We start from the raw sequence: 22,269 nt of genomic DNA on the forward strand, positions 1-22,269 counted from the left end.
ATTTCTCTAAAGAGTCCCTTAATAAAAGCGGCAGAGAAACCCTTCCGTTTTCCTTTGGACGTTTCCAAGGAAAAAGCAGGAAGAAGTGCGTTCCTCTGCCGCTTTTTCATTTTCATAAATGGCGGACTGCAAATTCGTACGTATAGGCAACCAGCGGATTTGATCTATCCCATAGCTCCACTTCCTTAGCTACGAGGTGACGGTGTTTTTTGGAAATATCACTGATAGCAGAGCCGGCTGATTTGCGGATCTTATCACTGGGGTCTGTTTTTTTGGGGGCAAGAAGTTCAAGTGCTTCCTGGGGGTGAAACCGGAAATAAGGCCGGTTCGTCCATACTCTAAGCCCTTCAATAACCGCCCTTCTTACATTGGGCCTCGGATCTTCGAGCCATTCTCGTATACAAGGCAGGGCTTTATCGTATCCGATGTCTGCACAGTAGCTTTCAAAGGCTTTGGCAAGAACTTCCTGTGCTCTCCAGTCTTGGTCCTCACTTACCGTTTCTTTTAAATAATGAAGCGCATAACTGGAGTAAGGAGCCAAATGCCCCAATAAAAAGATAGCGTAATATCTGAACTTGGGGCTTTCCGAAGTTTCATACAGGCGCTGGGCGTGTTCCCAGATAAAATGGGCTTCCCGTTCTTTGCAAAACGATTTAGCCGTCTTATTAAGCTGTGAAATGTTCATCGCATGGATATCGAGCATATATACCTCCTCAATCGAATGATGATCTATCACTATTAATTATAAATATTATTAAATGATAATTAATATCGTTATCATTAGTGTATCATATGCGAAAAGAATTGTCAGCGTTCCACCGGATGTTTTTTGTAACTTTTATAAGATCACCTCATATAGTTAAAAAGAACGGAGGTGCCTGGCGGCAATGAATTATCAAAAATACGGCATTGACCCGGCTTTTGTGGAACGCATAAAAATGAAAATGAAAAATCCGCAAACTAAAGAGAGAGTGAAGCAGATTCTGGAGGGGGCAACAAAAGCGGACCTTCAAAACCGGCCTAAAGTGGCAAAACTTCTGGGCAAAATATCCGTTGTCCTTGGTGAAAACCTGACTGCAGTTCAAAAGAACCAGATCATAGATTTTGTCATTGCCCAAAAAATTGATCCCGGTAATACGTTTCACTTAATTAAATTGTGGGGTATGTTTCGGTAGGGTCACAGGCGCACAGCTTTCAAGCGGTGCGTTTTTTTATTGTTTGTAATCATTGGCCAGAGGATAAGAGGAAAGGGATATGCCTAAACTACCGTTATAGGTTTCCAAACTATGGAGGTTTTGCAGATGAATAAATCCTCGAAGATTTTATGGGTACTTACCCTGTTCCTTGTTCTTTTTTCCTAAACGGCAGGTGCTGTTGAGCCTTCCTATTCCAAATGGGGCAAAGTGGCTATTGAAATTGTTGACTATTTGCATGTTGGCCACAAAGAAGCAGGACCCGGTAAAGAGATAGAACAATTCAAGCTTTGGATTAGACAAAAAGACGGTAGGGAGTTTGGCGTTAGCGTTAACATTACGTTTGAGACGATGACGCAAAGAATAATATCTGTTGATTACACGCCGGCAGCAAGGGATCTGGCTCCACGTTCAGGGAGGGTAACAATCCGCCAATAACCAGAAGGGTTATACATCAGAAACAAAAGAAACAAATTCGCCGCCAAATTCATATCTTTTAAAAAAAGATGTCATGTCAAACAGGCAGCCGTATATATACTTACTATACCTTGAATTGAACGCTCCTGATCATTTGACTGAAATTTCTAAAAAAATTATAATAAAAAGTAATATGTTTCACTTTGACTTTACGAAAGGGAGGTGTAAACCTATTCTTCTTGTGAAGGATAGGTTGAAGGTTGGATAGTGACCCTTTACCCCATTTTTTATTGAATTTCTTTTTCGTGCTGGTGCTTGTCCTGCTAAACGGTTTTTTTGTTGCGGCTGAATTCGCCATTGTGAAGATTCGCAGCAGCCGTGTGGAAACTCTGATTCAGGAAGGAAACGCCAGAGCGCGATTTGCCAAGAGCATCACACAAAATTTGAATGCGTATTTGTCAGCCTGCCAGATGGGCATTACGCTGACATCCCTTGGTCTTGGATGGATCGGGGAACCAGCTGTCGCTAAAATGATCGAGCCTTTATTTATAAGGCTGGGTGCGCCGGATACGCTTATTCATACCCTTTCTTTCATTATTGGATTCACTTTGATTACCGCCCTCCATATCATTATTGGAGAGCAGTATCCTAAGACGTATGCCATCCGCAAATCGGAACACGTGACACTATGGGTTTCCGTTCCGCTTATGCTGTTTTACAAACTTATGCTGCCATTCATCTGGTTATTAAACTCTGTTTCCAATTGGATGCTCAAAAAATCAGGAATCGAACCTGAAGGGGAGCATGAGGAGGTTCATTCTGAAGAAGAAATCCGGATGATTGTACAAGAAAGCCATGAGAACGGTCTGATCGACCAAACGGAATTTACACTGGTGCACAATGTGTTCGATTTTACCGAGACACATGCCAAGGAAATTATGATTCCGCGTACAGATATCATTTGTTTGTATGAACATCGTTCTTATGAAGAAAATAAGCAGATTGCCATTATGCATCTTCATACCCGTTATCCCGTCTGCAACCCTGATAAGGATAACATTATCGGGTTTGTCCATATTAAGGATCTGCTCAAAACGGAAATGGAGCTAACCAGCATTACCGAGTTAATCCGTCCGCTTTTGAGTGTTCCTGATTCCATGCCGATCAGTTCTTTGCTCAAATTGATGCAAAAGAATAAAACGGAAATGGCTCTTCTTATTGATGAATACGGGGGAACTTCCGGTCTTGTTACCATAGAAGATATCCTTGAGGAAATCGTCGGGGATATTCAGGATGAGTTCGACAACGAAAGGCCGGATATTGAGAAAAGGCCGGATGGCAGTTATTCGATTGACGGCCTTGTATTAGTGGAGGACGTGAAAGAGGAACTGGGTCTTGAACTGGAACAAGAAGATTATGATACCATTGGTGGCTGGCTGTATGCCCAGTTCGAAGTTCCACCCAAACCCAACCAAAAGATTACTTGGCGGAACTTTGAAATAACGGTAGAGGAAACCGACCATCTTAGAGTTTCCCGTGTGATATTTCAACCTAAAGTGAGCGAACAAAAACTGGCCTAGATGAAAAATCAATTTTATAATCCAGAATTTGAAATTGATTCAATTATGTATCTTTCCAATAAAATGAGATCCGCTTGTAACAGAGTACAAACCCTCTTTTCCACAGGAAAAGGGGGTTTGTTTTTGAAGAAACATAAAACCTTTTCAAATCTCATTCAATTGATTGAATGATTTTCGTTTGGGGAAACCTAAAAAATTTGACAAATCCTCTTGATGTAACTATGATGGTTACATCAAGGTTTTTAAATAAATTCTATCACTTATTTTCAGGAGGTATTCAAAATGAAAATTGCTATTATTGGAGCAACAGGCCAAGCAGGAAGCCGTATTATGAAAGAAGCTATGGACAGAGGTCATGAGGTTACGGCTATTGTGAGAAATGCTTCCAAGCTGGGAGAAACAAGTGCCCGTGTTCTGGAGAAAGATGTATTTGATCTGAAAGCTGAGGATCTAAAACCTTTTGATGTTGTGGTGAATGCGTTTGGCGCGGCTCCAGGGCAAGAGCATCTTCATGTAGACGCAGGTAATGTTTTGATCAAGGCCTTGCAAGGTGCACCGGATACCAGATTGTTTGTAGTGGGCGGGGCCGGAAGTCTGTTTGTGGATGCGGAGCATACTACCAAAGTATTTGAGACCCCTGATTTTCCAAAAGAGTATTTAGCTACGGCTACAAATCAAGCCAAGAATCTGGACATACTCCGGCAGACCCAAGGTATTACCTGGACCTTCCTAAGTCCATCAGCTTTATTTGCACCGGGCAAACGGACCGGGGCCTACAAGCTTGGAAAGGACCAACTGCTTGTTAATTCGAAAGGTGAAAGTTTTGTAAGCATGGAGGACTATGCCATCGCAGTACTGGATGAAATTGAAAATCCCCAGCATCTTAACGAGCGCTATACGGTGGTATCTGAATCCTAATAAATAAAGCAAAACCTTTTGCCTGTAGGGGAATTCAAAAGATATACACAGAAAGAAGAGCCTTTGAGGAAATACCTCAAGGCCCTTTTAACTTTCCTCTACTTATTTCATTTCAAGTAATTGAATGAACCCGCGGGTTTTGATATGCTACCCTTTATGTAGACAGATGAAATAATCAACATCTATTCCTGAAGGGGAGCATATCACTTTGGCTTGCGTGGTTTTTATGGGAAACACGTATTAAACGAACTTTATAAACTTGACGCAAAAGCCTCGTTTGCGATATTAAATACATCTTTAAGAATTTGATGGTATTCTTTTTCGGTTATTTTCTTTTTTATTTTTTGTCCTTTTTTTGTTTCTGTAAAGGTTCTTTTTGTAAGTGAAACATGTCCATTTTCAATAAGTTTACAAACAATATGTCCTTTATTAAAGGGGGATTCTGGGTGCTTAACAATGATATCTTGTATTTCATTTACTTTTTTTGTATCTATTTCATCTAAAGTAAAGGCATATCCAGTACGCCACATATCTGTAGGCTCAGAACCAAGAAATTGTGCTGTTTCTCCATTTTCCCCTTTTCGCATTTCTAACACGTAAGTTCCTTTTTCAGTATCCTGTTTGCGAATACGATACTTTCCTGTTTGAGAAGATACCACTTCTCCATTAAATGGAACGGGATACAAAGGAAGATGTGACGCAAAGCCGCCATCTACTATATATGTTTGATTTCGGTATTGTAAGATGATAATAACATGACCATCATCCGGTTTCCATTTATCCCCTTTTAAATCATAAACAGTTCCAGCTACCCGATAAACATCAAATCCACTGTCGCATAAAAAGTAATATAGTAAGGAGTTGAGTTCATAACACAATCCTCCTCTATTATTTAACAATAATTTGTTTTGAACATTGCGTCTATATAAGTTGAATCAATATTCTTAGCAAACCTTGGCAAGGAAAAAGGAACCATTTGTCGAATAAGAAACAGATCAAGAATAGACAAGTGGGGATGACAATGGATAAACATACCGAACTGGCAAAAGTAACGGCAGCCATGCAACAAACCAAAGAGCGCCGAATGTATGAACGCTACCAAGCGATCTATTTGCATTTGAAAGGCACATCCATGAAGGCGATCGCTGACATTTTGAATCGAAACCGAATGACGGTGAGCAGTTACATTCATACGTACGAGAACGGTGGACTGGGAGCCTTGCAAATCAAGCATTCCTCAGGTGCTCCTACTCGGTTGACGAAGCAGCAGCAGGATCGCTTGAAACAAACCGTCGCCTATTCGGTTCCCCATGAGGTCGGCTTTACGGCAAAGCACAACTGGACGCTTGAACTGATTGCCACGTACGTGGAACGCGAATGGGGCCATTGCTATTCGCTCCGAGGCATTTCCAAGGTCATGGAGCGGCTAGGGCTCAGCTATACGAAACCGACCTACACGCTCGCAGCAGCAGATCCCAAGAAACAACGCCATTTCACCGAAACGACCTTTCCTGAACTGAAAAAAAGCTACTGAACGAGGAGATTGATCACTTGCTGTTCGAGGATGAGTCGATGATCCGGGACTACCAGGCGATTCAGAAGACCTGGTTCCTTCGCGGGAAGCAACGCATCATTCCAACCACGGGCAAGCATCGTGGGGTCAAACTGCTGGCCACGGTTGACTATGAAACGGGACACATCGTTTGGCAAGAAGATGAACAGTACACCGCTGAAACGTTTCTTTCCTTTCTTCAAAAGGTCATGGCGACTTATCCAACAGGGAAACTGGCTCTGGTTTTGGACAATGCCCGGATTCATCATGCAAAGCTGCTTCGGCCGTTTCTGGAAGCGCAAAAAAATCGGCTTGAGCTTGTGTACTTGCCTCCATACAGCCCTCAGTTAAATATCGTAGAAGGACTCTGGAAATGGCTCAAGTCCAGTGTGATCAATAACGTATTCTATTCGGCCGTTTCCGAAATCCGTCTGCGTGTCGGGCAATTTATGGATGAAATCATGAAGCATCCTCATGCCATTATTGACCGGCTGTGCGTGCGACTTTGATTGCTATTTTCTTTCGTTCAACTTATATAGAAATTTCTTTAATGTTTTTACCCATAACATCCAAATTTTCATAAGGCAATATATATCCCATTTTTAAAAGGATCTCATGTAAATTGTCAAATTGTACATTCTCTACTGGATTTAATCTTGAGAAAAAAACACTTTGTAACTCAGTCATACTTCATCACCTTTCTTTATAGAAAATATTACCATTTTATATTATTTAACATATTATGGATATATTTTCAAGTGAAAAATATGTGAACTCCGATTACGATCCAATTCAAGGATTTACTATATAAGTTGAACGAAAGAAAATAGCAATCAAAGTCGCACGCACAGCCGGTCAATAATGGCATGAGGATGCTTCATGATTTCATCCATAAATTGCCCGACACGCAGACGGATTTCGGAAACGGCCGAATAGAATACGTTATTGATCACACTGGACTTGAGCCATTTCCAGAGTCCTTCTACGATATTTAACTGAGGGCTGTATGGAGGCAAGTACACAAGCTCAAGCCGATTTTTTTGCGCTTCCAGAAACGGCCGAAGCAGCTTTGCATGATGAATCCGGGCATTGTCCAAAACCAGAGCCAGTTTCCCTGTTGGATAAGTCGCCATGACCTTTTGAAGAAAGGAAAGAAACGTTTCAGCGGTGTACTGTTCATCTTCTTGCCAAACGATGTGTCCCGTTTCATAGTCAACCGTGGCCAGCAGTTTGACCCCACGATGCTTGCCCGTGGTTGGAATGATGCGTTGCTTCCCGCGAAGGAACCAGGTCTTCTGAATCGCCTGGTAGTCCCGGATCATCGACTCATCCTCGAACAGCAAGTGATCAATCTCCTCGTTCAGTAGCTTTTTTTCAGTTCAGGAAAGGTCGTTTCGGTGAAATGGCGTTGTTTCTTGGGATCTGCTGCTGCGAGCGTGTAGGTCGGTTTCGTATAGCTGAGCCCTAGCCGCTCCATGACCTTGGAAATGCCTCGGAGCGAATAGCAATGGCCCCATTCGCGTTCCACGTACGTGGCAATCAGTTCAAGCGTCCAGTTGTGCTTTGCCGTAAAGCCGACCTCATGGGGAACCGAATAGGCGACGGTTTGTTTCAAGCGATCCTGCTGCTGCTTCGTCAACCGAGTAGGAGCACCTGAGGAATGCTTGATTTGCAAGGCTCCCAGTCCACCGTTCTCGTACGTATGAATGTAACTGCTCACCGTCATTCGGTTTCGATTCAAAATGTCAGCGATCGCCTTCATGGATGTGCCTTTCAAATGCAAATAGATCGCTTGGTAGCGTTCATACATTCGGCGCTCTTTGGTTTGTTGCATGGCTGCCGTTACTTTTGCCAGTTCGGTATGTTTATCCATTGTCATCCCCACTTGTCTATTCTTGATCTGTTTCTTATTCGACAAATGGTTCCTTTTTCCTTGCCAAGGTTTGCTAAGAATATTGATTCAACTTATATAGTAAAGGTACAATTCTTGTTCTATTCATTCTATTAGTCATTTCTCGTTCCATTTGCTGCTCTTTTTTCAGTGTGTTATTTGTGACAATAATATTAATAATTGGTAAATATAGAGGGTATTTGATTTATTGTATAGAAATAAGGATGTGTAACCATAAAATACAAGGAGGATCAGTACTATGATCACAAAGAAGAAATTAGTAGCTGTAGCAACCTCTCTTACATTAGGTTTAGGATTCACAGGAGGAGTCACACCTGCTTTTGCACATTCTGATGAATCTTCGTTGAAGAACACTTCTATCTCTTCCGTCGAGAAACAGGAGCAATTGCATTTCACAGGATATGTTATTTCAATTAATAATCATTACTTGACAGTTGCAGATGTTCCTACAAAAGAAGAAGCACTCTCCTATCAAAATGATTGGTGGGAATTAACTTACCAAAATAAGATACTAGTAGTTCCCGTCCAAAACAATGAAGCATATAAGGTAGGTGACCAATTAAATGTATTCTCTATAGGAATGACGTTCTCCATTCCACCTATTGCAGTTTCACCTACCATTGAGAAAATATCAGAGTAAAAATTAAAGGTCAGTCTACAGGTGCTAACTGGATTTTTTACCAGGAAATATGTACAAATAAATACAACCAGATTAATGAATAAAAAAAGCCTTTGAGGAAGCACTGTACTGTGACCCGTAAGATGGACACTTTGAAAAAAAGTGGGCACAGTTCACACCTCAAGGCTCTTTTTGTTTATGTCCCCATTAGGGACGAATTGGGGACGAAATCTACTCGGACTCACAATAATTCACTTAGATACGAACAGAATGCAAACAAGAAAAACCCTTATAAAATTAAGGGTTTTTAAGATGGACTCTTATTTAATTAGGGGAGAAACATTCTTTATAGGGGAACCGGTCTTTTTTTGGACCTTGGCTTTAGCAGACATATCTTTAGATGATTACCTTACCAAATCAGATGGAGTGATGAATGAGGCGGCCGTCTTTAATCGTAATAATCCTGTCACACTTATCCAGCACGCGTTCGTCATGGGTAACCATGATGCCCGATTTTTTGCGTGATTTGATCTCATAAGCCAACAGTTCCACGACTTCCCGGCCGCGTTTAGAGTCCAGGCTTGCCGTAGGCTCATCAGCCAAGATGATTTCCGGATCATTCATTAAAGCCCTGGCAATAGCTACCCTCTGGCGCTGTCCCCCGGATAATTCGGAAGGGTAGCGGGCAGTACGGTCTGACAGTTCCAAATGCTCCAATAATTCTTGGCTTCTTAGTTCAGCTTCATGATGGTTCATTTTGGCCAGTCTGGAGATTAAAAGAAGCTGGTCACGGACTGTTAAATAAGGAATCAGATTAGAACTCTGAAAAACAAATCCGATCTTCTCCAGCCGGAGTTTTGTTCTTTCTTTTGAGGAAAGCCGGGTAATTTCTTGGCCGTTTAACTGAATACGGCCTTCGGTTGGCGAGAGAAGGGCTCCCGTTATGGATAAGAAAGTGCTTTTTCCTGATCCGGATGGGCCCATAACAGCAACGAATTCTCCCGGTTCGACCTTTAAGGAAACGTGCTCCAGTGCCTTAAACTCCGCCGGCCCGTCTTTATACACTTTTGAAACTTGGTCTAATACGAGCTTAGCACTCATTATTCTCCCCCCTCAATCGCTTCCACCGGGTCCACTATCTGAATTAAGGAAAGCAGGGAACCGGCCAGTGAAACGGCAAGTAAAATGATGGAATAGATAACGACTGTAGCCGGATTCAAGGAGAAGGGCATAGCCTCCGGTAATATTTGTTTGACTCCGTAGGTGATTACGATACTTAAAATTACGCATACGGACGTTACCAGCATGACTTGACCGAGCAAATTTGCAGCCAAATAGCTTGTTTTTGCTCCTAATGCCTTGAGAACCCCAAACTGATTTCTTTTCTGCAAGGTGATCACATAAAAGAAAACAGCCAGTACAAATGCGGCGATGACGAACAGGAATCCAATCATCATGTTAAGGGAAGCCTGCTCTTGCGAGTAGCTGGGAAGGTTTTTCAATATGTCTTTTTGCGTGGCGATCTCATACTCTGAAAGTGCCTGCTTCAAAGCTTGAATATGGGAATCTTCTGTTTGAAATATAATGGTGTTCACTTTCGGCTCTTGATCGGAGACGGTTTTTGCGCGCGTCCCCTCCAGCTTTTTAAAGCCTTCCGGATCCATATAGACAACCGGTGTATGACTGAACCGGCTTCCATCCACGAATCCCTTTACCGTAAACGGAGTATCTTCCGGCCCCATTTTTAAGGTATCCCCGATCTGAAGACCTTCCCGTTTCAAGGAACTGTCCACGAGTATTTCCGTACCTTTGTTATGGATGGGTTCTCCTTCAGCCGGTTCGGGTACGAGGTAACCATCCGAGTTAGTGGCAAATAAAGCGATATCCACATTCTTATCCTTACTGCCCAATTTGGCAGAAAACATTTCAACGGAAAGTTTTTCTACGGCAGTTATTCCTTCTTTTCCCAATTTATCCGTAACTTTGCCCGGTACCGAAGAGCGGTTCAGCCTGTGACCTGAATCAGAGTCCAGGACAAAATAATTCCCTTTTAAATGCTGAATGGCTGAAGCATTGTCAGCAGAAAGTCCCTGTGCGAGCCCTGAAATCATAAACACGAGGAAAGCAACAAGCAAAATGATAAGGGCTACAAGCAGATAACGGAGCTTGGACTGCTTTAACTCCCGTATAGCTAAAAACATGTATTCATCTCCATTCCCTTTTATCAATTCTATGAAAATAGTATAAAAACCGAATATGAACGGAAGATGAACAACAAATTACACATGGGGCAGAACAATGTGGAAGGCAGTCCCTTTATTCACTTCCGTATTTACGGTTATATTCCCCTCATGAAGATCTATGATTTTTTTGACAATAGATAAGCCGAGCCCCGTTCCTGATTCTTTTCGCGTACGTGCTTGATCTGTTTTGTAGAAGCGGTCAAAAATATAGAGAAGATGTTTTTCCGGGATGCCGCATCCTGTATCCGAAATCAGAACATGCACATTTGCTGTATCTTGGTAAATTTTTAACGAAATCGTGCCTCCTGCATCTGTATGTGCAATGGCATTGGTCAGCAGGTTGCTCCATACCTGATACAGCAGCTTAGGGTCTCCTTTAACAATTGTGGATGGAAGGTCCATTTGAATAACCAACTCTTTTTCCCGCCATTGCCACTCCGACATCATGACCACTTGTTTAAGCTGGACGGCTGCATCGAAGCATTCCTGTTCCAATGTTCCCTCTTCTTTGTCCAGAGAAGCCAGCAGTAAAAGCAGTTTGCTTAAAACAGATAAACGGGAACTTTCTTTTTCAATAATAGATAAGTAATGCTCCTGTTGTTCGGAAGACAAGTTCTCCGTACGCAGTGTTTTGGAAAAGCCTTGGATAGAAGAGAGGGGAGACTGGATTTCATGAGAGACATTGGAAACGAATTCCTGCCGCATGTCTTCCAAACGTTTGAGACTGGTTGCCATTTGCAGAAAATGGCGGGCCAGCTTTCCGATTTCGTCTTTTCTCTGCGTGTTCAACTGGATGTGATAGTTTCCTTCAGCTACCTTCTTGGTGGCGTCAGTTAAGGTTTTAATAGGTTTAACGATATAACGGGTACTTATAATGACGAGCAGAAAGCTGAGAAGCAGAGTCAGCATAAGCAGAACAGCAAGAAAAATCCGCATTTCGCCGAACTGCTGTTTCACATTGGGGCGGACAAACAGGGCATACCGTGTGCCGCCGGCATCAAGAGGGACTCCAATGCTATTGGCCAGTTCATTATGAAAAAAGCCGGTAACAAACAATTGGCGGGAGAACGTTTCAATCCCGTGATAAACCTCCCCATTCAATACTGGCTGAACTACATCGTTCCCGAGGGCGGCAGAGCGGAAAGGGGCCCCGTAAAACCGGCCTTTACCGTTTGTATCCACCAGGTACATTTGAAATCCAAGATTGGCAATGCCTTGAAGATAATGATCCAAATTTCCTTCACGGGATGATGGATAGACGGAAACAATATCTTTGGCCATATTGGTAATTTTCTGGTCGTTATAAGGCTTTAGCTGCTTCTGATAATATATATTGGACAGCAGGAAGGCGGTGACGGCGCTGACGATCATAATAAGCATGGTAGTTACAACAATACGCAGGTAAAGGGTTCTCAATTCATTCATCCTCCATCAAATGAAACCGGAATCATCTGGAAGGCTCCATGATTTCCAGCTTATAGCCAAGTCCCCGGACCGTCGTAATGATAAAATCGTCCGTTTGGCTGAAACGTTCCCGGAGCCGCTTAATATGGACATCTACCGTTCGGGCATCTCCTGTAAAATCCTGCCCCCATACGAGGGAAATCAGCTGCTCCCGTGTGAAAATGCGGTCAGGGCAACTGGCAAGCTGGGACAATAATTCAAATTCCTTAAGCGGAAGAATAAGAGTCTTGTCTTTACAGCGAATTTCATAGCTTTTGCGGTCAATGACAGTATTATTTAATTGGATCGTATCCGAACTAACCAAACCAAATCGCCGGAGCAGAGCCTTAATGCGGAAAACGAGTTCCTTTGGTTCGAACGGTTTGACCAGGTAATCGTCTGTTCCGGCCTGGTATCCTTTTTCCTTATCCGGAATTTCTCCTTTGGCTGTCAGCATGATAACCGGGATGTCATAATATCGCCGGATTTCACGGCATAACTCGTAGCCGTCTTTGTTAGGCATCATGACATCCACAATAGCCAGATCAACCGTCTCCTGTTCGAGCAAGGCAGATGCTTCCTCTCCGTCTTTGGCTTCCAGCACTTTGAACCCTTCTTTTTGCAGATAATAGCGGATTAACTCATAAATATGGATATCATCATCGGCAATTAAGATGTTCATTATGCAGTTCCCCCTCATGCGGTCTTCTCTTTTTTATTGATAATCACATTTAACCATATCCGTTTTGAAAAGTTAAATCAATTGGTCTTTATACGGAAAAAGAGCTTCTGCTCAAGGACAGAAGCTCCGGAATTCCGCTTAATTGTTTTTTCGAAAGAGAAGTAGAGATTTATACCCTTATCTTTATCTTATCTTTCTAAAGAAGGCTGTATCGTCCGGTTTAAGTTATTTTTTCCGGCTAATAAGGACGGTTAACGAAACCAGGGTAACAAAGATCGTTGCGCCCATATCGGAAAGGATGGCAATCCATAATGTAAGGAGGCCGGGAATGGTCAGCAATAGAGCCATTAGTTTTAAACCGAGTGATACCCCGATATTAAAACGAATAATACGGTTTACTTTTTTGGATACCTTGACGGCCTCGGGCAATTTGCCCAGGTGATCTTGCATAAGAACGATATCGGCCGTTTCAACTGCACTATCTGTTCCTTTTCCCATGGCGATGCCAAGCTGGGCGGAAGCAAGGGCGGGCGCGTCGTTAATGCCGTCACCAATCATGGCTACCCGTCCATGCTGTGCCAATTCCTTAATTTTGTTCACTTTGTCTTCAGGAAGAAGGCCTCCATAGAAAGACGTAACACCTACAGCTCGGGCTACTTTCTCTGCTGTTTTTTGATGGTCTCCTGTCAGCATGACCGTCTGCCGAATGCCGCTCTGATGGAGCGCCTCGATGACGGACTTGCTTTCTTCCCTGATCTCGTCGGCAATTCCGAAAATACCCAGAATAGCTTGTTTATCAGCTACCAGAACGAGAGTTAATCCTTCTGCTTTCAATTTCTCGATGCTGGACTGTACAGTTCCGGGAATTGTAAGGTGGCGGATACTTTTTTCGTTCCCCAACCAGAATTTCCGTCCATTGATCACAGCTTCAATTCCGCTTCCAGATAGCGTCTTTATTTCTTCAGGTTCAGGTAATTCCATTCCTCTGGACCCAATTTCTTTCATGATAGCCTTGGCTAAAGGATGGGAGGATGATTTCTCAATGGCACCCGCCACGGAATAAAACAGATTTTCTTCATAAACCACAGTCTGCTCTACATGCGGTTCTCCTTTGGTCAGTGTCCCTGTCTTATCAAAAGCAAGCGTATCGATTTTGCCGAGCTGTTCCAGAAAAACTCCGCCTTTTATTAGAATGCCGTTACGCGCATTTCTTGTGATCCCCGATACGATAGCGATAGGGGAAGATAGAATAAGAGCACAAGGACAACCTACAATGAGAACGGCCAGTCCCTGATACAGCCATTTGCTCCACTCTCCGCCAAGGAATAGAGGGGGTACCACAATAACCAAAGCGGCTATAATCATAATGAGTGGGGTGTAGTATTTAGCAAACTTATTAATAAATAGTTCCGTCGGTGTTTTTGTGTCCTGGGCTTTTTCCACTAAATGAAGGATTTTGGCCAGGGAAGAATCTTCATAGGCTTTATCAATTCGGACTTTAAGTATTCCCTCATTATTGATGCTGCCGCCAAACACATGCTCACCTGCCGTTTTCTCCACCGGCAGTGATTCTCCTGTGATTGCTGCTTCGTTAACGGAACTTTTGCCCTCTGCAACGGTCCCGTCTGAAGGGATTTTTCCCCCCGGTTTTACGAGTACCAGATCTCCGATTTCCAGTGTAGCAATCGGAACCACGGTTTCTTTATCGCCTTCGATTTTAAGTGCTTCTTTCGGAGCTACTTGCAGAAGAGTTTCCATAGAACGGCGGGCTTTTTCCATTCCGAGTCCTTCAAGCAGCTCATTAAGGCCGAATAAAATGGCTACAAGGGTGGCTTCCTTCCATTCACCAATCGAGATCGCTCCGATCAGGGCAATGGTCATCAGTGTATCAATGTTAAAAACCAGTTTAAATAAGTTTTTCAGCCCGCGGATAAAAGTAGTATATCCGCTTATGACTGTAGCGGCAAGATACATCGGAATAGTGAAAGCAGCACTCCATGTACCATCCAGAAGAATGGCAGCCGCATAAATGACAGCAGATACGATCAGCAAATTACGCATAAGAGAAGGACTGCCTTCATGGCTATGATCATGTCCGTGCGTGTGTTCATGTTCGCCATGGCTATGATCGTGGCTCTCATCCCGGCCTTGTACCTGAGAGGACTCGGCCTGGATATAGGCACCGTCTGATTTTAAAATTTGTTTAACGTCCGGCAAGGATACTTGAGGGTCGATTCTAAGTTTACCGGAATTATAGCTGAGAGTTGCATTTTCACCGTGTTCCAGTTCTTGAATCCGCTGTTCAAGCATTTGGGCACAGTTGCCGCAAGAGAGACCTTTAACCCGGTATTCTTTCATAGGGGCTTCCTCTTTTCTATATATGAATATATGTTCATATAATATGATATACCTTAACTCGTGTTTTTGTCAAAGTTTTTCGTGGCCTAAAATGTTATTTTTAACTTACAAATGGACGGCTATACTATGAGAGGAGATGCCGGAATACAGGCGGGGTATGGTTATGATATAATGACAGTCAAACAGTATAAATGAAGTTGGTGGTAAATGTGGATAAAGCAATTGAATCCTGTGAAGAAACTTGCTCTGGAACGGAGGCCGATATTCAGACTATTCGCGGGAAACTCCTTATGGAACCGGCGGCATCTGAACTTGCCGATGTGTTTAAAGCATTAGGAGATCCGACAAGAGTAAAAATAATACATGCCCTGCTGCAAAATGAATTGTGTGTTCATGATCTGACCCAGGTTTTGGAAATGGGCCAATCCGCAGTTTCACACCAGCTCCGCGTTTTGCGGAATGCAAGGATTGTCAAAAGACGTAAAGTGGGGAAAACCGTCTATTATTCCTTGGATGATGACCATGTGGAACAAATTTTCGTACAGACGCTTCAGCATCTGAAGCATAAGTAAAATTTAAACTTAACCACCAAAAGCTCATGGAGGCTAATCCGTGAGTTTTTGATCTTCCGGCCTTAATTTGGACTCTTATGTCCGACTGGTTGAAGTTCCTTTTTCAAGGGCCTTTTCCAAAGCCAGCTTTTTCATCCGGTCTTCAAAAATCAAACCGGTTTTTTTGAATCTTCAGGTGTATCGAAGCATACAAAAATTGCATGTAGAAAATCAAATAAACAATTGCTTATATAAGTGGAAACTTATATAATGAAAACATAACGTTACATGAAAGGAGTGAGGAAGTATTTTCGTTATTTATTTTTAGTCTTTATTTTTTAATAGTACTGATGTGCATACATGTAACTATGGAGTATCGGCAACAAAAAATCAGTCACTGCCAGTTTCCAATATGGCTTGCCTTTGTTTTTTTGACAGGACCCGTAGGATTTACTGTCTATAAGTTGTATCAGAAAAGAAATAAAGAATTGAAGAACGAAGCATAACTATTTTTTTATTGAATATATAAGCAGGTAGTTATATACTTATTATTGCATAGAATTTTACGTTTTCTTGTTTCAAGATGTCTGAAGGTAAAAACGGTTCGAAATTGCAGAATGTGATTCATTTTTTTGTTTTCTGCATAAGTATATGCCTATGCAATTATAAAATGAGGTGAAAATATGGAAAAAACAGTTGTAGATGTTGCGAGATTGTCTCAGGTATTAAAGCTTCTTGGAGATAAGACAAGATTGACCATGATAGCCATTTTAAAACAGCGTGAGTGCTGCGTTTGTGAATTTCTTGAGGTCTTTGAGATGAGCCAGCCGTCCATAAGTCAGCATCTTAGGAAATTGAAAGATCTTGGGGTAGTGAAAGAGGCACGAAGAGGCCAGTGGATTTACTATTCGTTAAATGCTGCTAGTGATTTGTATCCAGTCATTGAAGATATCCTTGAACATGCTCCAGAACAAACAGAAAAAATTCGTGAGATTGAAAACAGAAATCCCACTCTTCGTTGCGGTTGTTAATTGATATAAGAAAGGAACGTGAATCTAAATGAACAAAGGCGGAAGGAAACAATTATCTTTCCTTGATCGCTACTTAACCTTATGGATTTTTATGGCTATGGCCGTGGGAATCGGTGCGGGCTACGTTTCTCCAGGATTTGTGGAGGAACTTAACCGTTTACAAGTAGGAACAACTTCACTTCCTTTAGCCATTGGATTAATTCTTATGATGTACCCCCACTTGCCAAAGTGCGTTATGAGGAGATGGGTAGGGTTTTTAAAGATGTGAAAGTATTGGTTTTATCTCTTATACAAAACTGGCTGATTGGGCCGGTACTTATGTTTTTTCTGGCTATTCTATTTTTGCCGGATAAACCGGAATATATGGTTGGCTTAATCATGATTGGACTTGCCCGTTGTATCGCCATGGTTATTGTATGGAATGATTTGGCTAAAGGGGATACCGAATACGCGGCAGGACTTGTTGCTTTTAACTCTATCTTCCAGATGCTATTCTTTACTGTTTATGCTTATGTGTTTGTTACCGTCATTCCGGAATGGCTTGGAATTGAAGGGGCTATTGTTGATATCACGATGGCAGAGGTAGCAAAGTCAGTCTTTATCTATCTGGGCATCCCATTCATCGCTGGAATGTTAACGCGCTTTACTTTTGTTAAAGCAAAGGGACGCGAGTGGTATGAGCAAGTATTTATTCCAAAGATCAGTCCGGTCACGCTGATTGCCTTGTTATTTACGATTATTATGATGTTTTCTTTAAAAGGGGATGTTATTGTCAGTCTGCCGTTAGATGTGGTTCGCGTTGCCATTCCACTTTTAATTTACTTCATTGTAATGTTCTTTGTCTCATTCTTTTTGGGAAGGAAAATCGGAGCTAATTATCCGGTAACAACTACGTTAGCGTTTACAGCAGGCAGCAACAATTTTGAATTAGCTATTGCTGTAGCTGTTGGGGTATTCGGTATTCATTCTGGAGCCGCCTTTGCTGCTGTAATTGGCCCTCTTGTTGAGGTGCCAGTCATGATTGCTCTCGTGAATGTGGCTTTATGGTTTCAACGAAAATATTTTCAAACACAAACTAAATAAACAGACTAATTATTAGGAGTGGATGTAATATGACAAACAAGAAAACCATTTATTTTTTATGCACAGGAAATTCTTGCCGCAGCCAAATGGCTGAAGGATAGGGGAAACATTATTTAAGCAAGAACTGGAACGTTTATTCTGCCGGCATTGAAGCTCATGGCGTAAATCCAAAAGCGGTTCAAGCTATGAAGGAAGTCAACATTGATATTACCGACCAAACATCTGATGCGATAGATCGGAAGCTTTTGGACAAGGCAGACCTTGTTGTTACGCTCTGTGGCCATGCAAACGATGTTTGTCCCACAACACCTCCGCATGTAAAACGAGTACATTGGGGATTTTGTCAGAAGATATTGTTGGGTACCAGGAACTCAAACAGTTTTTAGCAAAATAGGTGTGTAAATTTATTCTGTTGGAATTTCCCACTGACTGCAGCCAGTGGGATTTTTATTTGCGGACTGATTTTCCATAAATATTCTATTGAAATACGAATAATTGTCCGCTAATCTGTTTATACATAAGAACACATGTTCTAAAAAGGCGGTGATACACCTAATGGATAAAGGAATAAAAAATAAACGTGTGATTTTTTTAGCAGATTGTCAGTCGTTTTATGCCAGTGTGGAAAAAGCGCATCATCCTGAGTATCGCAATCGTCCTCTCGTAGTCGCCGGAGACCCGGCGCGTCGTTCAGGGATTGTATTGGCTGCTTGTCCTTTGGCTAAAAAGTATGGGATTACAACGGCAGAACGATTAGGAGAGGCCATAAACAAGTGCCCGGACCTGGTGGTTGTCAGGCCCAGAATGCAAGAATACATTAAAGTGTCCCTCCAAATCACGGAAATTCTTCAGTCCTATACGGATCTAGTAGAGCCGCTGAGCGTCGATGAGCAGCATCTGGACGTTACCGCTAGTATAAAGTTGCTTGGTTCTCCGCAAGAGATTGCTAAAAGTATCCAGAGTCGTGTATGGAATGAGACAGGCGTCTATACCCGGATCGGGATCAGCGAAAATAAAGTGCTGGCCAAAATGGCCTGCGATAATTTTGCCAAAAAGAACGGGGATGGCATTTTTTATTTGCCCAAAACGGAGATGGAACAAAAACTGTGGCCTTTACCGGTCAATAAAATGTACCACATCGGCTCACGGATGACCCGCCATCTGAAACGCATGGGCATTCATACGATAGGTGATCTTGCCTGCGCCTCTGTGCTCCGCCTGCAAAAGCGCTGGGGAATTAACGGAGAAGTCATCTGGCGAATTGCCAATGGGTTGGATGATTCTCCTGTTACTCCCGATACCTATATCGGACAAAAGGGAGTCGGTCACCAAATGACGCTTCCCCGCGATTACATGACGATAAATGAACTGCTTGTTCCTCTTCTGGAACTTTCCGAACTGGTATGCCAGCGCTGCCGGGCCAAAGGATATATGGGACAGGTCGTATCTGTCGGCTGCCAGGGAACCGACTTTGACTATCCTACCGGGTTTCACCGCCAGATGAAGCTGGAGGATCCGACCAATCTCAGTGACGAAGTAAACCGGGCGGTAGTCCTGCTGTTCAAGCGGCACTGGAACGGCCTTCCTGTCCGTAAAATATCAGTTTCACTGACCGGACTGGTCCGTGATGATACGTTCCAGCTCGTCCTTTTTGAAGACCGGATGAAAAAGCTGGCTTTGGAAAAAGCCCTTGACGGCATCAAAGACCGGTTCGGCAATGCCTCGATCATGCGCGCGGTTTCTCTGACAGCGGCTGGCCAGGCCAAAGACCGATCCATGAAAATTGGAGGACATTATAAATGAGCAAGAAGCTGACTGGAAACGGATTATGGGAATCCTCCCGCATGATGCTGCCTGAACACCGGGAGCAACTCCTGGAGCAGCGGCGGGAATTGAAAAAACATGCAAAGCCCTTACTTGATGAGCAGAGGCTGGAAGAACTCTCTACAATCCTTAACTACGCTTTGGCCACGAAACATAAGGTGAGATTTACTGTGTATGATGTTTATGAAGATCAGCACATTGCAGGAGTATTAATCAAGTACGATCCTTTAACTAGGAGCCTTGGGGTGATCAGTGAGGCAAATAAAGCTATGCATATCATGTTGGAGAACATAATCGACGTAAGGCTCGAGTGAAAAGACGAGACGATACCTAGATTCTCCGGAAAACTCATATCCATAAATAAGGCAGGATAGATTATACCTTGCGAGATATGTATCAATACGGAAACATCACATTGGAAGAAATTAATCGTTTTTTCGACAATTACATTTTAATTGACGGGAAAATAGTTCTTAAAAATGTAGCAACGGTTGATGAACGAAGGGAAAAAACGATACAGGTGATATCTTCGGAAGGAGAATGAGAACAGAAGGAATCTTTGCCTGGCTGGAACAGGCCCGCATCGCCTACTTTTCACAGGAGCTGGAAGGGCTGAACACTGAATCACGATTCTGGACAGCCTGCTTGTACTCCCCGAGATGACGCAGACTGTCGCGCGTACGATTTTAGGCTGCTTCCTGTTTTCACGGGATGATGTGTTTAAACGGATCAGAGATCTTAGCATGGGGGAGAAATGCCGTGTTGCTTTCCTCAAGCTTTATTTCAGCGGAGCAAATCTGCTTGTGATGGATGAACCTGCCAATTACTTTGATGTAGAAACCAAGGAGAAGGTAGAACAGGCTTTACAAGGTTTTACCGGGGCCTTTGTAGTGGTTTCCCATGACCGTTATCTGATCCGGAAGCTGGCTACCCGGCTTCTGTTTCTTGGGCAGGACAGCGTCCTTTTCCTGTATGAGGGAAGCTGGCAGGAGTACGAGGAGGAACAGAACCGGAAACTGCAGGAGCCTGATAACCCGGAGGCGGCTGACGAGGTGCGGTAGCTTGAGCTTCAGCTTGCCAGATGGATGGGCGAGGAACTTGCAACTGAGGAAGAACAACGAAAACGGATGATGGAAATCAGGGAAGCACAGGTCCGTTTGAATAAACTTAAGCATTCCGGGTTCTAAAACCCGGTTCGCCCCTTTTCCTAGATTTAGGACAGGGGCGTTTTTTATGGATCAGGATTCTTATTTTGAACGAAAGGGAGAGTGGAACTAAGATTAGTGAAGACACTACAGCATGGGTCCGATCACCCGCCGTCCGGTTCCAAAGCCAACGCCAGGAGGCACAGGTTTCATATAGTTTTCTTGCCGAAGTATAGTTTTGTCCATTTGATTCTAGTCCAGTCTCTGGTATTCTAGAAAGTAACGTATGGAAATAGATATAGACGGATAAAAGAAGAGGGATGCTTGTGAAGAAAAAAAAGATATATATAAGTTCAGCAGTTACCCTGCTGGCTGCCCTGCTTATTGCCATACCATTAATGCTGATTTCTTTAGACCAGCGTGAGCGGGTTTCCGAACAAATGGAAAGTTTCTGGCATTCATATCTGGCCAACTTGTATAAAACGGAAAGATCTTGGGAGCCTGTAGTCAATCAGCTTCAAAGAGAAGAGGGCCCACTCAGCAGACAGGAAGCCGGATTTGTACTTTGGGACCAGGACCGGCGTGTCCTTTTTCAATCCTTACATAATGAAAAGACCAAAAGCGAAGACAAGAATATCCATTCCATTAAGTTAGAAGGTACCCTAATCGGGTATATGTATTTGGAAAAACCCCCCTTTCCTGCATATTCATATGCATATTGGCTTGCTTACGGGGCATCGTTAATCCTTATCTGGTTAATCACGTACAGACTGCTCTCCGGATTTCATCAGCCTTACCTGCGCGTCATGAGAACGGCTCTAGCCAAGCTAAAACGGGTATCAGGACAAGAAAATCAGAGTATAACATCAATGAGAGGACAATTAGGTTATTCCGAGGATCTGGAAAGCTGGAAAAGAGAAATGAGTACAGTTGTAGACCGTCTTGAGGACCGGATTGCCCGTTTAGAGAAAGTAAGAAGAACATTGTCCGCTGACATCGTTCATGAATTGCGGACACCTCTCATTTCCATGAAGACCCAATTAGAAAGGGCACTTGTGGCTGAAACAAGGCTATCTCCTGAGAAAATGCACGAATTGTTTGAAGAAGTGGACCGTATGTACAGGCTTGTACAGGATCTCCAAAATCTTGGCCTCGCAGAAGCTGGAAATCTGCCTTTAAGCAAACGTTGGTTTTCTTTATCTGATAACCTCAAGGTAGCAGTAGAGATGATGAAACAGGCGGCAGAACAAGCCGGTATTTCCCTTACTCTGGAAATAAAAAAGGATATTCATTTGTATGCGGATACGGACCGGCTGGAACAAGTATGGAACCACATGCTGGGACACTGTATAGCGCATGCCCGTTCCTCTGTAACCGTAACCGTGTATCAGCAGGATCTGGATGCCGTTGTACAGGTGAAAGACGATGGAATAGGAATAGAAGAAGAGGAACTTCCTTATATTTTTGATCGTTTTTATTTCCTTCCGGGAACAAATCCGCAGGCGGTTGCCGCATCTTCCGGCATGGGGCTTAGTCTGGCAATTGTAAAGCATTTTATAGAGTCTCACGGGGGACAAGTGAAAGTAAAAAGTGAATGGAACAGCGGAACGGAATTCATTCTCCGGCTTCCCGTTTTTTCGGGTTCCGAAAAAAATTGAAAAAAAGGGTTTAAAATGATAAAAAAACTTTTTCAATTCAGAAGATTTAGTATACAATAC

Annotated in this window: 19 protein-coding genes and 4 pseudogenes; 14 read left to right on the top strand and 9 right to left on the bottom strand. The window is 42.9% G+C overall.

Going from position 1 to position 22,269, the window contains the following annotated elements:
- Window positions 1-112: 112 nt before the first annotated feature.
- Window positions 113-703: a HEAT repeat domain-containing protein gene (locus BXP28_RS02705; RefSeq protein ID WP_024094355.1), complete on the bottom strand. Its 591-nt coding sequence runs from the start codon at window positions 701-703 to the stop codon at window positions 113-115.
- 184 nt (window positions 704-887) lie between these two features.
- Here BXP28_RS02705 and BXP28_RS02710 point away from each other — a divergent pair, with 184 nt between their 5' ends.
- From BXP28_RS02710 to BXP28_RS02725, 4 genes are all read left to right on the top strand, one after another.
- Complete coding sequence (locus BXP28_RS02710) at window positions 888-1,175, top strand: stage VI sporulation protein F (protein WP_024094354.1); 288 nt, start codon at window positions 888-890, stop codon at window positions 1,173-1,175.
- A gap of 228 nt (window positions 1,176-1,403) precedes the next feature.
- Window positions 1,404-1,631, top strand: a complete 228-nt coding sequence (locus BXP28_RS02715) for a DUF3889 domain-containing protein (RefSeq protein ID WP_051428116.1) — start codon at window positions 1,404-1,406, stop codon at window positions 1,629-1,631.
- A 239-nt stretch (window positions 1,632-1,870) separates the two neighbouring features.
- Window positions 1,871-3,190 (top strand): hemolysin family protein, encoded by a 1,320-nt coding sequence (locus tag BXP28_RS02720; protein WP_036658755.1) that lies wholly within the window; start codon window positions 1,871-1,873, stop codon window positions 3,188-3,190.
- A 282-nt stretch (window positions 3,191-3,472) separates the two neighbouring features.
- Window positions 3,473-4,108 (top strand): NAD(P)-dependent oxidoreductase, encoded by a 636-nt coding sequence (locus tag BXP28_RS02725; protein WP_023482988.1) that lies wholly within the window; start codon window positions 3,473-3,475, stop codon window positions 4,106-4,108.
- A 251-nt stretch (window positions 4,109-4,359) separates the two neighbouring features.
- Here BXP28_RS02725 and BXP28_RS02730 read toward each other — a convergent pair.
- Window positions 4,360-5,031, bottom strand: a pseudogene (locus BXP28_RS02730) (arylamine N-acetyltransferase family protein); the annotation flags it as partial.
- Window positions 5,032-5,123: 92 nt separating this feature from the next.
- Here BXP28_RS02730 and BXP28_RS02735 point away from each other — a divergent pair.
- A protein-coding gene (locus tag BXP28_RS02735) for an IS630 family transposase (RefSeq protein ID WP_104932612.1) occupies window positions 5,124-6,169 on the top strand; the annotation gives its coding sequence in 2 pieces (ribosomal slippage) (window positions 5,124-5,627 and window positions 5,630-6,169; 1,044 coding nt in all).
- A gap of 28 nt (window positions 6,170-6,197) precedes the next feature.
- Here BXP28_RS02735 and BXP28_RS22405 read toward each other — a convergent pair.
- Both BXP28_RS22405 and BXP28_RS02740 read right to left on the bottom strand, forming a co-directional pair.
- Window positions 6,198-6,347: pseudogene (locus BXP28_RS22405) on the bottom strand (arylamine N-acetyltransferase family protein); the annotation flags it as partial.
- 146 nt (window positions 6,348-6,493) lie between these two features.
- Window positions 6,494-7,539, bottom strand: a protein-coding gene (locus tag BXP28_RS02740; protein WP_104932612.1) for an IS630 family transposase whose coding sequence is annotated in 2 segments (ribosomal slippage) — window positions 6,494-7,033 and window positions 7,036-7,539 — 1,044 coding nt in all. Because the reading frame shifts where the segments join, the coding sequence is not laid out codon by codon here.
- 271 nt (window positions 7,540-7,810) lie between these two features.
- On the opposite strand from BXP28_RS02740, the gene BXP28_RS02745 reads away from it, so the two are divergent.
- Entirely contained in the window at window positions 7,811-8,212 is a 402-nt protein-coding gene (locus BXP28_RS02745; RefSeq protein WP_023484776.1) for a DUF3221 domain-containing protein, read from the top strand.
- Between the two features lie 396 nt (window positions 8,213-8,608).
- On the opposite strand, the gene BXP28_RS02755 is transcribed toward BXP28_RS02745, so the two are convergent.
- The 5 genes from BXP28_RS02755 to BXP28_RS02775 all read right to left on the bottom strand — a co-directional run bounded on the left by BXP28_RS02755 (window position 8,609) and on the right by BXP28_RS02775 (window position 14,917).
- Window positions 8,609-9,292 carry an ABC transporter ATP-binding protein gene (locus BXP28_RS02755; RefSeq protein WP_172423302.1) on the bottom strand — a complete coding sequence of 228 codons (684 nt, stop codon included), beginning with the start codon at window positions 9,290-9,292 and terminating at the stop codon, window positions 8,609-8,611.
- On the bottom strand, window positions 9,292-10,392 hold the full coding sequence (locus tag BXP28_RS02760; RefSeq protein WP_077584873.1) for an ABC transporter permease: 1,101 nt from the start codon (window positions 10,390-10,392) through the stop codon (window positions 9,292-9,294). Before BXP28_RS02760 ends, BXP28_RS02755 begins: the two co-directional genes overlap by 1 nt.
- Before the next feature lie 78 nt (window positions 10,393-10,470).
- The gene (locus tag BXP28_RS02765) at window positions 10,471-11,850 is read right to left on the bottom strand and encodes a sensor histidine kinase (RefSeq protein WP_036658709.1); all 1,380 of its coding nucleotides are present in this window, start codon (window positions 11,848-11,850) and stop codon (window positions 10,471-10,473) included.
- Window positions 11,851-11,881: 31 nt separating this feature from the next.
- Complete coding sequence (locus BXP28_RS02770; RefSeq protein ID WP_172423882.1) at window positions 11,882-12,562, bottom strand: response regulator transcription factor; 681 nt, start codon at window positions 12,560-12,562, stop codon at window positions 11,882-11,884.
- Window positions 12,563-12,784: 222 nt separating this feature from the next.
- Window positions 12,785-14,917 (bottom strand): heavy metal translocating P-type ATPase, encoded by a 2,133-nt coding sequence (locus BXP28_RS02775; protein WP_024094351.1) that lies wholly within the window; start codon window positions 14,915-14,917, stop codon window positions 12,785-12,787.
- A 191-nt stretch (window positions 14,918-15,108) separates the two neighbouring features.
- Between BXP28_RS02775 and BXP28_RS02780 the strand changes: the two genes are divergently transcribed.
- The 8 genes and pseudogenes from BXP28_RS02780 to BXP28_RS02820 all read left to right on the top strand — a co-directional run bounded on the left by BXP28_RS02780 (window position 15,109) and on the right by BXP28_RS02820 (window position 22,209).
- A complete protein-coding gene (locus tag BXP28_RS02780) occupies window positions 15,109-15,489 on the top strand; it encodes an ArsR/SmtB family transcription factor (RefSeq protein WP_206764590.1) in 381 nt (126 codons plus the stop codon).
- 662 nt (window positions 15,490-16,151) lie between these two features.
- Window positions 16,152-16,499 (top strand): ArsR/SmtB family transcription factor, encoded by a 348-nt coding sequence (locus BXP28_RS02790; protein ID WP_023484783.1) that lies wholly within the window; start codon window positions 16,152-16,154, stop codon window positions 16,497-16,499.
- Between the two features lie 28 nt (window positions 16,500-16,527).
- A pseudogene (gene arsB, locus BXP28_RS02795) lies at window positions 16,528-17,582 on the top strand (ACR3 family arsenite efflux transporter).
- Between the two features lie 29 nt (window positions 17,583-17,611).
- Window positions 17,612-17,923, top strand: a pseudogene (gene arsC, locus BXP28_RS02800) (arsenate reductase (thioredoxin)); the annotation flags it as partial.
- A 214-nt stretch (window positions 17,924-18,137) separates the two neighbouring features.
- A complete protein-coding gene (locus tag BXP28_RS02805; RefSeq protein ID WP_024094347.1) occupies window positions 18,138-19,385 on the top strand; it encodes a DNA polymerase IV in 1,248 nt (415 codons plus the stop codon).
- The gene (locus tag BXP28_RS02810; RefSeq protein ID WP_023484786.1) at window positions 19,382-19,720 is read left to right on the top strand and encodes a YolD-like family protein; all 339 of its coding nucleotides are present in this window, start codon (window positions 19,382-19,384) and stop codon (window positions 19,718-19,720) included. Before BXP28_RS02805 ends, BXP28_RS02810 begins: the two co-directional genes overlap by 4 nt.
- A 429-nt stretch (window positions 19,721-20,149) precedes the next feature.
- Entirely contained in the window at window positions 20,150-20,467 is a 318-nt protein-coding gene (locus BXP28_RS02815; protein ID WP_023484787.1) for an ABC transporter-like protein, read from the top strand.
- A gap of 410 nt (window positions 20,468-20,877) precedes the next feature.
- Window positions 20,878-22,209, top strand: coding sequence for a sensor histidine kinase (locus BXP28_RS02820; protein ID WP_036658705.1), 1,332 nt, complete (start codon window positions 20,878-20,880; stop codon window positions 22,207-22,209).
- Window positions 22,210-22,269: the final 60 nt, after the last annotated feature.

The organism is Paenibacillus larvae subsp. larvae (genome assembly GCF_002003265.1).
Taxonomy (GTDB): domain Bacteria; phylum Bacillota; class Bacilli; order Paenibacillales; family NBRC-103111; genus Paenibacillus_H; species Paenibacillus_H larvae.